Origin of the sequence: Leptospira yasudae (genome assembly GCF_003545925.1) — a bacterium.
GTDB classification, from domain to species: Bacteria; Spirochaetota; Leptospiria; order Leptospirales; family Leptospiraceae; genus Leptospira; species Leptospira yasudae.
In genome coordinates this window covers 218757-231634 of record NZ_QHCU01000003.1, presented here as the reverse complement: position 1 = coordinate 231634, position 12878 = coordinate 218757, and the positions used below count along the sequence as shown (strand labels likewise).

Annotated in this window: 14 protein-coding genes and 1 tRNA gene; 6 read left to right on the top strand and 9 right to left on the bottom strand. The window is 46.3% G+C overall.

Going from position 1 to position 12878, the window contains the following annotated elements; all coding sequences use genetic code 11:
• The first annotated feature begins 69 nt into the window (after positions 1 to 69).
• From DLM76_RS09835 to DLM76_RS09815, 4 genes are all read left to right on the top strand, one after another.
• Positions 70 to 1074: a hypothetical protein gene (locus DLM76_RS09835; protein ID WP_118955504.1), complete on the top strand. Its 1005-nt coding sequence runs from the start codon at positions 70 to 72 to the stop codon at positions 1072 to 1074.
• The gene (locus DLM76_RS09830) at positions 1071 to 1529 is read left to right on the top strand and encodes an LIC12806 family lipoprotein (protein ID WP_429946409.1); all 459 of its coding nucleotides are present in this window, start codon (positions 1071 to 1073) and stop codon (positions 1527 to 1529) included. Before DLM76_RS09835 ends, DLM76_RS09830 begins: the two co-directional genes overlap by 4 nt.
• 256 nt (positions 1530 to 1785) lie before the next feature.
• Positions 1786 to 2490: a response regulator gene (locus tag DLM76_RS09820; RefSeq protein WP_118965094.1), complete on the top strand. Its 705-nt coding sequence runs from the start codon at positions 1786 to 1788 to the stop codon at positions 2488 to 2490.
• 8 nt (positions 2491 to 2498) lie between these two features.
• On the top strand, positions 2499 to 4346 hold the full coding sequence (locus DLM76_RS09815) for a sensor histidine kinase (protein WP_118965093.1): 1848 nt from the start codon (positions 2499 to 2501) through the stop codon (positions 4344 to 4346).
• Between the two features lie 99 nt (positions 4347 to 4445).
• Here the strand turns inward: DLM76_RS09815 and DLM76_RS09810 are convergent, their stop codons facing one another.
• The 5 genes from DLM76_RS09810 to DLM76_RS09785 form a co-directional block, all read right to left on the bottom strand.
• Complete coding sequence (locus tag DLM76_RS09810) at positions 4446 to 5219, bottom strand: hypothetical protein (protein ID WP_118955507.1); 774 nt, start codon at positions 5217 to 5219, stop codon at positions 4446 to 4448.
• A gap of 79 nt (positions 5220 to 5298) precedes the next feature.
• On the bottom strand, positions 5299 to 6213 hold the full coding sequence (locus DLM76_RS09805) for an energy transducer TonB (protein ID WP_118965092.1): 915 nt from the start codon (positions 6211 to 6213) through the stop codon (positions 5299 to 5301).
• Complete coding sequence (gene ruvB, locus DLM76_RS09800; RefSeq protein ID WP_118955509.1) at positions 6188 to 7213, bottom strand: Holliday junction branch migration DNA helicase RuvB; 1026 nt, start codon at positions 7211 to 7213, stop codon at positions 6188 to 6190. The genes DLM76_RS09805 and ruvB overlap by 26 nt, the downstream gene beginning before the upstream one ends.
• Positions 7214 to 8380 carry a S1C family serine protease gene (locus DLM76_RS09795; protein ID WP_118955510.1) on the bottom strand — a complete coding sequence of 389 codons (1167 nt, stop codon included), beginning with the start codon at positions 8378 to 8380 and terminating at the stop codon, positions 7214 to 7216.
• 221 nt (positions 8381 to 8601) lie between these two features.
• Positions 8602 to 9258, bottom strand: coding sequence for a trypsin-like peptidase domain-containing protein (locus DLM76_RS09785; RefSeq protein WP_425528953.1), 657 nt, complete (start codon positions 9256 to 9258; stop codon positions 8602 to 8604).
• A gap of 107 nt (positions 9259 to 9365) precedes the next feature.
• Between DLM76_RS09785 and tmk the strand changes: the two genes are divergently transcribed.
• Positions 9366 to 9974 carry a dTMP kinase gene (tmk, locus tag DLM76_RS09780; protein WP_118965090.1) on the top strand — a complete coding sequence of 203 codons (609 nt, stop codon included), beginning with the start codon at positions 9366 to 9368 and terminating at the stop codon, positions 9972 to 9974.
• A gap of 15 nt (positions 9975 to 9989) precedes the next feature.
• Here the strand turns inward: tmk and DLM76_RS09775 are convergent, their stop codons facing one another.
• On the bottom strand, positions 9990 to 10376 hold the full coding sequence (locus DLM76_RS09775) for an LIC10421/LIC12816 family protein (RefSeq protein ID WP_118965089.1): 387 nt from the start codon (positions 10374 to 10376) through the stop codon (positions 9990 to 9992).
• Positions 10377 to 10504: 128 nt separating this feature from the next.
• Between DLM76_RS09775 and DLM76_RS09770 the strand changes: the two genes are divergently transcribed.
• Positions 10505 to 10576 (top strand) — tRNA-Arg (locus tag DLM76_RS09770).
• A gap of 336 nt (positions 10577 to 10912) precedes the next feature.
• Here the strand turns inward: DLM76_RS09770 and DLM76_RS09765 are convergent.
• The 3 genes from DLM76_RS09765 to DLM76_RS09750 form a co-directional block, all read right to left on the bottom strand.
• Positions 10913 to 11248 (bottom strand): DUF1444 domain-containing protein, encoded by a 336-nt coding sequence (locus DLM76_RS09765; protein ID WP_147455790.1) that lies wholly within the window; start codon positions 11246 to 11248, stop codon positions 10913 to 10915.
• Positions 11249 to 11387: 139 nt separating this feature from the next.
• The gene (locus DLM76_RS09760) at positions 11388 to 11843 is read right to left on the bottom strand and encodes a hypothetical protein (RefSeq protein ID WP_118955516.1); all 456 of its coding nucleotides are present in this window, start codon (positions 11841 to 11843) and stop codon (positions 11388 to 11390) included.
• 403 nt (positions 11844 to 12246) lie between these two features.
• Positions 12247 to 12861 carry an LBF_2127 family putative lipoprotein gene (locus DLM76_RS09750; RefSeq protein WP_118955518.1) on the bottom strand — a complete coding sequence of 205 codons (615 nt, stop codon included), beginning with the start codon at positions 12859 to 12861 and terminating at the stop codon, positions 12247 to 12249.
• Positions 12862 to 12878: the final 17 nt, after the last annotated feature.

The following is a 12878-nucleotide window of genomic DNA, read 5'->3' as shown; positions in this document are numbered from 1 at the left end:
GTTTTAGGGGTAGAATAGAATCCAAAAAATACGTGAACCCTGAATAGGCGGATAAAAAGTAGACCAAGTATGTTGTATCAATCCGGTCTGAAAAGTTACAAAAAGAAAACCAGTTATAAACCGTACATTTTCTCCGCTCTTCTGCTTCTCTTAGGCGGAACCGGATTTTTTTTCCGCCAAGACATTAAGAATCTGTTTGCCGGCGACCGAAAGATTCTACTCGAAAAGGAAAGAAAGAACGTTCAACAACAGATTCATTCCGGAAATCTGGAAGAAGGTTCCGTGAAAAACTTTCAGAGCGCCGCCAAAGATTACGTCGGCGCCAATCCCACGGACGAACTCGGATACTTTTACAACGCATTAGGAAATTATTATTCGTTTTTACTCAACGGTTTTTCCTTCGACTCGGGGACTCTCGTCAAACTCGCCTATTCGGGGTTCAACGATTTTCTAAAAGAGGACGGCTCGTATCTTCCGATCCTGGAGGAAATGTATCGTAACGCGCTTCGGGCGAAGGCGATCGATCCGGCCATCGCGGAAAATCCGGACAATGAAACGATGATCGCGTTCGGAGAAACGATCAAACAACATCTTTCCAGAAAATCTTTGACCGCGCTTTTGAATTCGATCGCTTACGATAAGATCAGTCCCGAATTCAAGATCGGTTATACCTGGATCGCGATCTTAGGCGCGTCGTTATCGGGCGACACCGAATTTTTAAAACGAAATCTGGCGAGTCCCGAGTCCAGCAGTTCGATTCTTTTAACGGATCGGGAAGCGCATTTTCTTACCGGCCTTTCCGAATTCCGAGCGGGCCAATACGTTTCTTCCTTGAACTATATCCGCAAGGTAAGAAACGAAAACGAAGACTTCATCACGACCGGCTCTTGGATCTTGGAAGCGAAGATTTTCAGACTGCAGAACCTTCATCCGAAATCGATCGTCATTCTCGAAGAACTCTATCCGAAAGCCGAGGATCGAAGAGAAGAAATCATCAAGCTCGCCCGCGAAATCATCGAGGAAAAACCGACGCTGAAAACCAAGCTCAACCTCGAACTCGAATCGGATCAATGAACGAAACGCGGCCGAATCAAATGTTAAACGAAGTAAAGAAGAATCGGATTCTCCGTTACGTTTCAAGAAGATACGCCGCGATCGCGTCTTCTTCGTTTCTCATCCTCTTTGCAGCTTCGTGCGGACTCAAACCGGTCCCTCCTCCCGAAGGAAGATTCTGCGACACCTGGCATAAACCGGTCGAATGTGTGGAATTGGATTTTCGAAAAGGAATCGGCAACTTAGGTCAAGGTTTCGTTCCGATGAAGATGAAAAGCGTCGTAAACTATTCGATTGAAATCGAGAACAAACAAACCGTGCTCGTGGAAGTGCTTCACGAACACAGGGTACGAATCACCTTTCCGGAAAAAGAACCTCGATTGTATCTGAAGATCAAAGACAAAGAGGACCGCAAACGCAGATGGGAAAAAGCGAAAGAAGAATGGAACGAGTTTTTTAAATCGAGCGACCCATAGAGAGCGAGATTGCCAAACGCCGCGAAGCGAAAGCGTTGGTTCCCAACGAAGTTGGGATAGAGAGCGACCCATAGAGAGAAAACTCAACGCAATGCTTCCTATGGGTCGCATTGCGGATTGCCAAACGCCGCGAAGCGAAAGCGTTGACTCCTGACAAAGTCAGGAAATCGAATCGCGACTCAATCGCCGAACGCGCAAATCATATCGGACAGAAAAAATAATTTACCGGATCGAACGGATGTGAAGAATCAGATGGATGGTCGCCGCTCCGGAATCGCCGAAAGAAAGCAAATCCTCTTATTTAGTTTCCATCATAGAGGACAATCGACACACCGCTCTCAATCTCCAAGAACTCCTATCCAAGTCCTCCGATTTTCAATTTCTCAAACACTATCCCAATTCCCAAAAGGCGATCGAACTATTACCGCAGGAAACGCCGGACATCGTCATCTTAGATATCGGACTTCCCGGAAAAAACGGACTCGAATGTCTACTAGAACTCAAGGAAAAAACGCCTAACACGAAATATGTGATCTTCACCGTGTTCGAAGACGAGGAAAAGATCGTGGAAGCGATCCGAGCCGGAGCTTCCGGTTATCTTTTGAAGGACACTTCTCCCGAATTGTTTCTCGCGGAACTCAAAGTCATCACACTCGGAGGAGCGCCTTTGACTCCGAGAATCGCGGATAAGATCATCCGCGAATTTTCGAAAAAAGAAGGAACCAAAAATCCGCCGATCACCAACACGCTCGGATTGACCGAACGGGAAATGCAGATTCTCAACTTAGTCGCGCTCGGTATGACCTTTCCGGATATCGCGGAGGAATTGGATATTTCCAGTCATACGGTCAGCAGACATATCGAGAAGATCTACAAAAAGATGGAAGTTCATTCCAGATCCGAAGCGATCATCCGCGGCAGAAGAATGGGAATCATCCGAGACGTTCCCGGATATCCTTAAAAGAGAATATGAGAATTCTATTTTATTCCATTATCCTAATTTATTGTTCGATAACGGCTTCCTGTTCTCCGGCAGTTTCGTCCAAGGACAGACCTGCGGCGGACAAAGGCGTCATCGATCTCCGCAACTTCGATCTGGCGGAGAGAACAACCGTCCTTGACGGGAACTGGGAATTCTACTGGAAAGAACTGGCGCACGGAAAACAACCGATCGCAAAGAAACCTTCGCATTTTCCCGTTCCCGGAATTTGGAGAGAATACGATCCGGATTTCACTCTCGAAGGATATGCCTCCTATCGTCTGCGCGTGTTATGCGACTTTAAGAATCCGAATTTAAAGGTCCGCATTCCGAGACTTCCCGGAGTTTACGACGTTTATATCGACGATCATAAGGTTTATTCCAACGGTTTCACCGGAGTCGATTCTCTGGATACGGTCTTTGTCGCGCATCCGTTCCTTACGACCGCAAACGTTCCTTCGGGAGATTTTATAATCACGGTCGTGGTTTCCAATTTCAAAGGCAATCACCTCAAAGGAGGAATCCGAAAATCGTTCCAAATCGGCAGCGCCCACGCGATCGATTCGGAGGAACGAAAGGAAGAATGGATGGAAATCGTTTTGATCATCCTCATCTTTTCATTCGGAATTTATCATGTAGTTTTCTTTTTGTCGTATCGCAAAGATCTTGTTCCGCTTTATTTCGCGGCGTTTTGTTTTTTGGTTTCGGGATATTCCTTTATCACTTCCGGGATTCAGTATATGGCGATCCCGAATCTGTCTCTCGATCTGCGGATTCGAATCGAATTCTTTTGCGAAGCCGCTTTTTTTCCGGCGTTTTATAGGATGCTCGGAAAGATGTTTCCGGCCCAGTTCGATCTCAAATGGTTTCGAATCGCGATCGGAACCAGCGCCTTATTCTTTCTGGGAATTTTCTTTTTAAACGAACGGAATCTCGTATCCTTATATTCCTTTTTTATGTATACCCCCCCTTTGTACGGAGTCGTATTGATCGTCGGTACGGTCAAAGCCTATCGCGCCAAAGAGCCGATGTCCAAGTCGATTCTTTTTACCGGGTTCGTTCTGGCGTTCACGATGATGAACGACGTGTTCTACGGTTTATACGAAGTTTATGTTTTATTTCCGTATAGCTTCCCCTTAGGTCTTATCACCTTTGTCGCATTAAATTCCTACATCATTTCCTCGAAGTTCGCGGAGGATTTGGAAAAAGCGAAGGAATTCGCCGAGCTTCAGATCAAATACAACGAACAACTCAAACTGCAGGCTCAGGAAAGAACGCGGATCGCATCGGACATCCATGATTCGATCGGATCGGAGTTGACCGCGATTCTTTTCGAGTTGGAATCGAAGGACAAAAACGATTCGACGCTGAAGAAGTTGAAAACGGAAGTCAGCCATCTGATCTCCAACGTACGGGACATCGTATTTTTGATGCATCATCACGGAAGCAACAAAGAACTCGTAGAGGACGTATTCAGAAGATACGGAGAAAGAATCGGAGGCACTGGAACCATCCAAGTCAAAACGGAAATCGAGGATATTTCCGATTCCATTCATTTGGATCAATGTCTACACGTTCAAAAGATTTTTCTGGAAATCATGTCCAATATTCTGCGACATTCCGAAGCGAAGAATATTCGGATCTGCTGGATTAAGGAGAGCAATCATCTCGCTTTAAAAGTAATCAACGACGGAAAGAAATTCGAATTCAACTCGGAGGAACCTTCCGGAATCGGGATGAGCAGTATTCGAATGCGGGCCGAAAAGCTCGGCGCTCACTATGATTTTCTTTTCAAGAACGAAGAGAATCAATTCGTTCTATATATTCCAATTATTTAATATATAGAAATATTCAGCCTTCCAAAGTCGCTTTCGTCTATAACAGGAAAATCCTCTTACTATAACTTCCTAAGAGTTTCCGGGTTCGTAAAAAGGACGTTAATCCGAATTAGACTGATTGACCCGAGCTTCGACTTCGATCGGACCGGATAGAATCTTGATATTCACGGATCGAATCGAAGGTTCAAAACGATGCAACCGATCGAGTTTCACGAGCAGATCCCGGAGCAATAAAAGGACGACGCGCGAATTAGCGCTTCCGCTCGCAACATTTGCGGAATGTTTCCAAAACGTGCGCGGTTCTTTGATATCCCAATCGTGCATATAAAAGAGTTTTTTAGCGCGGATCGTAAAGGATTCCAAAAGCGCCGAAATCGCTTCTTGATTTCGATCGCTTGCGACGTTCAGCTCCAATACGAACCATTTGTAAAACCCCGACTCGGGATGTTCTAAGATTTCTCGATAGCCGTTTACGGAAATCGTAAGATTTTTAAGAGCGCGTTCGAAAAGAAGCTTCCGAAACCATTCGATACAAAGAATGACGGGCGGAATCAAGGCCAAAGTTTTCACCGTAGGCGATTCGAAAAAATCGGGGACCAAACAAAGGACGTAAAAGGTGGGAAGAGAAAACAAAAGTATAAATATTATAAAACTATAATTTACGATCCAGAAATCCGCGAGGAAAAACCGGAAATAACGTTTGAGTCCGATCCACAACGAAGTTTCCGCGACGAATTCAAAAGAGGACGCGAACGATCGTTTCAATCGCTCCATTCTTTCGGCCCGAGTTTTTCCCCGCAAAACCTCGGAACGTTCGATTTTTTTCAGTTTTTCTCGTTCTTGGAGCGCTTTTTTTATGGGGTCTGTCGTCATCCGAATCTTCCTTTTGCAAGTCCCAAACAAGAATTACATAAGAATTATAGAATATTCAAAAATAATCAATATTTTGCGACTAACGCCGCATCATCGGAAAGATAAAATTGATCCCGAAGATCATGCCCTGGGCTTTCACTTCATCCGGAACCTTTCCGAAATTCTGACCTCGGATGGAATCCATACACGCCTGACTGACTACGTCCTGTCCTTGACTGGAAACGAGTTTCACGTCCAAAACCTGACCGCCGTCGCTTAACATAAAAAGGACTTTGACTTGTCCCGGAAGAATTCCTTCGCGCACCACGGTTCCGGCCATATCGCGATACGCGAAATTTCCTCCGCCCGGAGGAGCGAAACTTCCTTCGATCTGCTTCAACATCCGTTTGAAGTATTCGTAACCGGCGAGTTTCTTTCTCGGAATCGATAAGGCTTGGTTTCCGTCCCATCGAAATAAAAAGTCCTGCTCGAAACGATAGTTGAACGGAATCTTCGTCATTCTTCCGTAGGTTTGCGAACTTTGTTTCGTTTCCTCGGTGGTCGTCGTTTGGACCGGATCGATTTTGTAGATCCCTACTTCAAAGGCCTTCTCGTCGTTCTTCTCTTTAGCTTCCTGTTTTTGAGCCTCGGAAGGCCTGCGAGCCATACTGCCCATGATGAATTCGCGGAACGGACTTGCGGAATGAAATCCTTCCTTCTTCGTAATCCCGCCGGCGCCCGCGGCGTCTACGTTGGAAAGGGCCTTGTATTCGTCCTTGATATTCTTATCCACAAAGTCCTGTTCCAGAAGAACCTCGTAGATCTTTTCCTTTTCCTCGTTGCTTTCCATTTTGACCATGGGCTCGCTGCCGAGAATTTTCCAGAGCATGTTGCGTGTAAGTAGATGTGCGGTAAAAAAGGACGCGAGCGCAAGAACGAGAAAAGATGCGTAGATCATCCTCTTGTCGTCCTCGGGGATTCCGGAATATTCAGAATAAAGTCGGGTCTTGTCCATGGTTTCCGGAAAATTCTTCCAAACGCTTCAGTTGCCGATACGCCTTTTCGGTCGCAACGCGACCGGCGGGTGTTCTGTTGATGAGACCGATCCGAACCATAAAGGATTCATACGTATCTTCAATGGTCTTCTCTTCCTCGCCCACGACGACCGCGATCGCCTTTAAGCCGACAGGGCCGCCCTTATAACGATCGATCATACAACCGAGGATCTGTCTATCCATAGCATCCAGTCCCAGGTCGTCAATCCCCATCTTTTCAAAGGCTTTGAGACAAAGCTCCTTTTTCACGGAAGGATTGCCTTCCACTTCGCTGAAGTCGCGGATTCTTTTTAAAAGATGGTTTGCGATCCGCGGAGTTTTTCGGGAACGTTTTCCGATTTCCAGCGCGGCATCGTCTTCGATCTTCACTCCGAGAATTTTAGAAGAACGCAGAACGATCTCCCTCATTTCTTCGTCTCCGTAATAATCGAGACGAAGTTGAATTCCGAAGCGGCTTTTGAGAGGTTCGCTGATCAGACCGCTGCGGGTGGTAGCGCCTATGAGAGTAAACGGTTTCAAAGGAATCTGAACGGTTTGCGCGGTCACGCCTTCGCCGATCACGAGATCGATCATGTAATTCTCCATTGCCGGATAGAGAATCTCTTCGAGTTTTTTATGAAGAGTATGAATCTCGTCTATGAATAGGATTTCATTTTCACCCATGCTCGTAAGAAGACGGGCCAAGTCCGCCCCTTTGGTAATGACGGGCGCGGACGTTACGGTAAGTCTGGTTCCGAGTTCGTTGGAAACGATTCCCGCAAGAGTCGTCTTTCCGAGACCGGGAGGACCGGAAATCAATACGTGATCGAGTGCGCGTCTGCGGTTCTTTGCCGCTTGAACGTAAACGCTTAGATTTTCGAGGACTTCTTTCTGGCCTATAAATTCGGAAAGAAGAGAAGGGCGTAAACCCGACTCTTCTTCAAATTCTTCTTCCGGATTGAGCGTATGGGATTTTGACAATCAGTTCGGTCTTTCCTTGAGCTGGATCGAAAGTCTCGAAACGTTTCCTTGACGAATGATCGTGATGTTGATCCGATCTCCCACCTTGCTCTTCTTCACCGTGTTGACCACTTCTTCGGGAGAATTGATCTTCACTCCGGAAATTTCGGTGATGATATCCATCAACTGAATCCCGGCACGATCCGCTGGAGAATCGTTCATGATCTGTACCACGACCGCTCCGCCGGAAATTTTCAACTGCTTCGCGTCTTCTTCGTGAAGATAATCCACTCCGACTCCGAGCCAAGCCTGCGCGGGACGTTTGACCTTGCCGGTGGTTTTCAATTCCTCCATGATCGCCTTCGCTTCGTTAATCGGAATCGCGAAACCGATTCCCACCGAACCTCCGCTTTGCGAAGCGATCATACGATTGATTCCGATGACTCGACCGTTGATGTCGAGAAGAGGTCCGCCGGAATTTCCTTGGTTGATGGAAGCGTCCGTTTGCAGATAATGAACGCCGCTGTTGTCGATTCCCGTTCTACCCACGGCGCTCACGATTCCGGCCGTTAAAGATTGTTCGTAACCGAGAGGAGCGCCGATCGCGATCGCCCAGTCCCCTACTTTCACTGCGGAAGAATCGCCGAGTTCGATCGGAACGAGTTCTCCGTCCGGTTTGATTTTTAAAAGTGCAAGGTCGATCACCGCATCGGAACCCACGAGTTCCGCGTTATACGTCTTTCCCGTTTTTAAACGAACGGTGAGTTTATCCATGGAACGAACCACGTGTTCGTTGGTGAGAATATAACCCTGTGTGTTGAGGATGATTCCGGAACCGAGACCGGTTTGTTTTTGTTTCATCACTCTTCCTCCTCCGCCTTGACCTCTTCCGAAGAATTGATCAAAGAAAGGATCTCCGAACGGTCCCGGATGAACGGGAACGTTTTGTGTTCTCTCGGTGGCGATGGAGACTACGCTGGGAGAAGCGGTTTGATACACTTCTTCGAACGCTTGCTGAATCGTGATCGCCTGACGCGTAGCAGGACTCGGTTCCTTGTCGCCTTTTGCGTTGAGAAACAACGGACTACTTTGGCCCGTTCCGCAAAACATAACAGGAGATAAGAATGCCCCGAGTAGAAGTGAAATGCTTACGACCGCAACATACTTCAGTTTTTCCATATTTTTCATTGAATTCTATCCCTCTGAAAATGAATTTCCGCTCGGTACCTGAAAGAATCGGCTCGCTTCGTTGACTGTCAAGTTGGATTTGGAAGCAAGACCTTCGGTACACATTCGGATTTGAAATTGGATTGGGACGAGAGGAAGAATTCTCCCGTCTTTATCACTTAGACCGAAAATCCCCGGAAAGAGTTTCCAATTTTCAGCGAGCAATCGCCCGAGAGAAATTACTAAGCGGAAGTACGATTCTTATTTTTCGCGGCTTCCCGGTTTTTGCGGATCTGAATCTTCGCGTTGATGTATTTTTGGATCGCGGCTTCCCCTTTTTGATGCGTGTAGTAATCCAGCTTCTCGACGGGAACGATGTCTTCGTCCGGAGTTACTTGCAAAATCGCTAAATCGATTCGTTTATCCTGACCGATGACGATCGCTTCGTACGACTTGCCCGATTTTACCCGAACCATGAGATGATCGTGCGACTTGATAACGTGCGCGTTGGTAAGAATATAACCTTGTTTGTTATAGATGATTCCGCTGCCGAGCATCACTAAAATCTTTTCGGAAAGATGTCCTCCCTTGTGGTGAATCGCGGAGGACTTGACCGTCTTTTCGGTGAAGATCGAAACGACACTCGGGGAAGAAGTCGGATACACTTCCTCGAAAATATGATGCACTCGGATTCCGCTTTTGGTATGTTTGGAAGTTTTACCGTCGGCCGGAAGATCGTCGAACTCGCGTTCCAATTCCCGTTCGGGGTCTTCCGAACCGTTCGAGGATTGCGTTTGTGTTTGAACCTGCGTCGCCGCGGAAGAGGAACAGAAGTCCAACATCACGCCGAGAACGACGACGATGGAAAGAAGTTTCAGAATTGAAAATATATGTTTCATAGAGGATTTTTTTTCGTTGGATTCTCCCTTTCGAAAAGAATCCATGTAGTAGAAGAATGATTTCTTAGAAATTCTTCTTTGTCAAGAATTGAACGGGAAACCTTAGAATGAAGATCGAAAAACCTGTGTTCGTAGTTTTTGAAGGAATCGACGGAAGCGGAAAATCCACACTTTGCAAATCATTGACCGAAAAACTCGTAGAAAGAGGAATTCCTTCCGTAGGTTTCACCGAACCGACAAACCTGGAAACGGGAAAGGTTCTTCGAAAATTTCTGCGCGGTGAAATCGAACTCGGAAGAGAAGAACAGATCGAAGCGTTCTTGAACGACAGGGAAGAATCGTTGCAACAAAACATCCTTCCTTCTCTGCAATCCGGGAAAAACGTTCTGCTGGATCGTTATATGTATTCCACCGCCGCCTATCAAAGCGGTGACGACTTATCTCCCGAAGCCATTCTTACCCAAAATTTAAACCGAAACTTTCGAGCGCCGGACCTTCTCTTTTATCTGGATTTGAATCCGGCGACCGCGCTGGAAAGATTGAGCCGAAGAAAAGAGGACAAGGAACGTTTTGAAACCCTTGCACAGCTGAAAAAAGTTCACGCGGCTTACGAGAGAATTCTTCCTAAGGAAGCGATCCGCATCGACGGTGAACGGGGGCCGGACGAGATCGCGCAGGAATGTCTTTCGATTCTTTTAAAACGAATCGAACGTTAAATTAATTTTTTTGAATCAATGACTTTCGATCTGAAATTCTTTGAGGGCGGCTTCGTGGCGTTCCGCTTGGCGATCCAATGAATCCGCCATTTTGAAAAGTTTTTCCTTACGCACGCGTGCCTGGAGAAATTTTTCGCCGCGGGAAAGTTTTGCCAACTCTCTGAGTTCGCTCGCTCTGGCTCGTTTTGCGGTCGCAGTTGCTCTCAGATAATTCGCGATCGCTTGTTTTTGACCGGGCGTAACCGCGCTCTCCAAAAGGGCTTTTTCGAGAAGACGCTCTTCTTCCTCTTCGCTCACTCCAAACGCCGGAGAAACCGACCCGCATACGAGAACTAATATAAAAACGTAAACTACCTTTCGCAGGGAGAATCCTTCCCATCGGTTCAGAATATCAACCTTCATCTCTACCTCTATCTTTTAGGATTAGGATTTCTGGTCCGATTCCTTTTTCAAGGACTTTCCTTTCGATTGTTCCTGCGGTCGATTTGCATTTGACAGTTCGACCCTCTCCAAAAGACTCACTTGTAAGCGTACCTATAGCTCAACGGATAGAGTACAGGCCTCCGGAGCCTGGGGTCCGGGTTCGAGTCCCGGTAGGTACATTGCGACCCGTAGGGAGCAGTGTAGCTTGAGGTAGCAGAGCGTTACCGAAAGCTCTCAACGAAGTTGAGAAAGCCATAGGAAGCAAAGAAACCAAACTGCAATCATATCTTTAAATCATATACACTACCGGGACTCGAAGCGAGCTTTGGTAAAGCATTTCAAGCTTCCATAAGAAGCGAAGAAATGCTTCCGAGGAATAGATAGGTTTCGATCCGTAGAGAGAAACCTGCTGAGTTTTTCGTTCCGAGGCCAAAGCGAGACGCCGTGGAGCCAAGTCGAACAGGATGTGAGACTGCGTAACGGCGAGTCCTTGAACTCATACCGATCCCACACTCTTACCGGGCTTTGATCCCGTCGATTGCACCGATAAAAATTTCAGGGGAAATGGGATAAGAAGCGGACCTGTAGTCCGAATCCATTCGTTTCACCAAACGATCTTTCACTTCTTCGGACAAAAGACGACTCCAGCAAATTAGAAAATCACGTTTCGGTAAAGCGAATTCGAAATCGTTTCCTAAACGTTGAACGAGTCGTTCGCGAAATTTAGGCAATAGAATTCGCGCCGCGTTATACGAATCGAACATGCTGACTGCGACGATACCGGAACCCACCTCTACGATCCTTACGTTTGGATTGACTCGATCCAAATTCTCAACCGCATTCCGGAACATTTCCTCTTCCGCAACCATCCAAGAATAAGGAAGCTTCTTACGAACGAAAACCTCAATTCACCAAGAAGGAAGGATCGCCAGTTTGTCCGTCAAGGGAACCGCGATTCTCCAAAAGAATTCGTTCCAAACGATCGATCTGCTATCGAGCTTCGCACAAATCCTTCAGAGCTTTTAACGCCTTGGGCCACATATCTTCGAACATCGGCTTGTATTCTTCGGCGACCTGCATCTCGACGATCAATTCCGTCTTACCGGGACCTTGTTCTTTGAACGTATAATTTTCGAAAGCGGGCGTCCACTTCTTCACCTCTTCGCTTTCCGTATCGACGACTCCGTTGCTGATCATTCCTAAATGTTCGATCGAAATAAACTGATGCGCGATGTTTTCTTTGATCCGGCTGTACATACCACCTAAGCCGCCGTTTTCATCCGGTCCCAAAAAACGAATGATACTTCCCTTGTCCCAACTTCCTTCATAATACGAACCCGCGTGAAACGCTTCCGTCCAAATCCGATAGGTTTTATCCTCGAGCATTTTGTTCCATACGGTTTTTACGTCTGCGTGAATCAAAGTTGAAAAGCTGATTGTTTCCAAAATACGGTTCCCCCGAAAAATTTATTTCTTAAATGCCGATTCATAGTATCAGTCTTTCGAATTCCAATCTTCTCCTTTTTTGAATTTAGGATCCTTTACCAATCCTATTTTCCGGTCTTGGAACAATGTTCTCTCTCCAATTCCTCGTTGATTTTTTGGATTTCATCGGAGTTTTTCCTTTGGAAATACGGAAGCGAAAGCAAAGGAATAAACCCCGGATATCCGAATCCGAAAACGATCGTTAACGAAGCAAACGATACAATCGCGTTCGTCTTCCTGTTTTCAAACTGCACCGCCTTCATCTGTCTTCTCGCGTGCAGAAAATAGGCTGCACATTCGTCCGAATCGTTCGTGGGATTTTCCGGAACCGAAACGCAAAACGTCGAGAACAAAAGGGAGAAGATTACAGATTTGAGGAAATTTCTTTTACACATCTGCTGATCGCTTTTAGATTTGCCGTTTCGATCATTTCCTCGAAGTCGGTGGTCCGATACATTCCATAAACGTAAAGTGTCAAAGAATCTTTCTCAAGGATGGAACCGGTTTTGACAACCTGATCCGCTTTCAAAAGAGTGTAGTCGATTCTTACCTCGTATTCACCGGTTCGAACCTGCGCAGGCCAAAGACCTACGAACGGATAAATGCTCGGCCAAGTCCACCAGTAATTGTAATCGTCGGAGTATTTGGGTGTAACCTCTACATCCAGCACGTAGGAGCCGTTCTTAAAAGAGATCGCTTCGTTCAAATCCAAGACTTCGTAAAAAACGCGATTCTGTTTTAAGATGGTCTTGAAGGTATACTTCCACGCACCGCTTAGATTATAACTTTCGGCCGATATTACGTCGAATTTTCCGATATAAGAAGTCTCTTTTGATTTGGCTAAGTTGATCGCGCTGAAATCGCGAGGCTGCGGTAATTGTTTTAGATCGATCTTGCAATCGGATAAAAATAGAAATGCGAGCGATACTACGCCGATACAAACGATCATTTTGAAAACGGCAGCGTTTTTGTTTTTCATTCTTTAATTTTTTTAAT

Coding starts and splice junctions, on each gene's coding strand:
- DLM76_RS09835 (WP_118955504.1), top strand. CDS start 70: ATGTTGTATCAATCCGGTCTGAAAAGTTACAAAAAGAAAACCAGTTAT.
- DLM76_RS09830 (WP_429946409.1), top strand. CDS start 1,071: ATGAACGAAACGCGGCCGAATCAAATGTTAAACGAAGTAAAGAAGAAT.
- DLM76_RS09820 (WP_118965094.1), top strand. CDS start 1,786: ATGGTCGCCGCTCCGGAATCGCCGAAAGAAAGCAAATCCTCTTATTTA.
- DLM76_RS09815 (WP_118965093.1), top strand. CDS start 2,499: ATGAGAATTCTATTTTATTCCATTATCCTAATTTATTGTTCGATAACG.
- DLM76_RS09810 (WP_118955507.1), bottom strand. CDS start 5,219: ATGACGACAGACCCCATAAAAAAAGCGCTCCAAGAACGAGAAAAACTG.
- DLM76_RS09805 (WP_118965092.1), bottom strand. CDS start 6,213: ATGGACAAGACCCGACTTTATTCTGAATATTCCGGAATCCCCGAGGAC.
- DLM76_RS09795 (WP_118955510.1), bottom strand. CDS start 8,380: ATGAAAAATATGGAAAAACTGAAGTATGTTGCGGTCGTAAGCATTTCA.
- DLM76_RS09785 (WP_425528953.1), bottom strand. CDS start 9,258: ATGAAACATATATTTTCAATTCTGAAACTTCTTTCCATCGTCGTCGTT.
- tmk (WP_118965090.1), top strand. CDS start 9,366: ATGAAGATCGAAAAACCTGTGTTCGTAGTTTTTGAAGGAATCGACGGA.
- DLM76_RS09775 (WP_118965089.1), bottom strand. CDS start 10,376: ATGAAGGTTGATATTCTGAACCGATGGGAAGGATTCTCCCTGCGAAAG.
- DLM76_RS09765 (WP_147455790.1), bottom strand. CDS start 11,248: ATGTTCCGGAATGCGGTTGAGAATTTGGATCGAGTCAATCCAAACGTA.
- DLM76_RS09750 (WP_118955518.1), bottom strand. CDS start 12,861: ATGAAAAACAAAAACGCTGCCGTTTTCAAAATGATCGTTTGTATCGGC.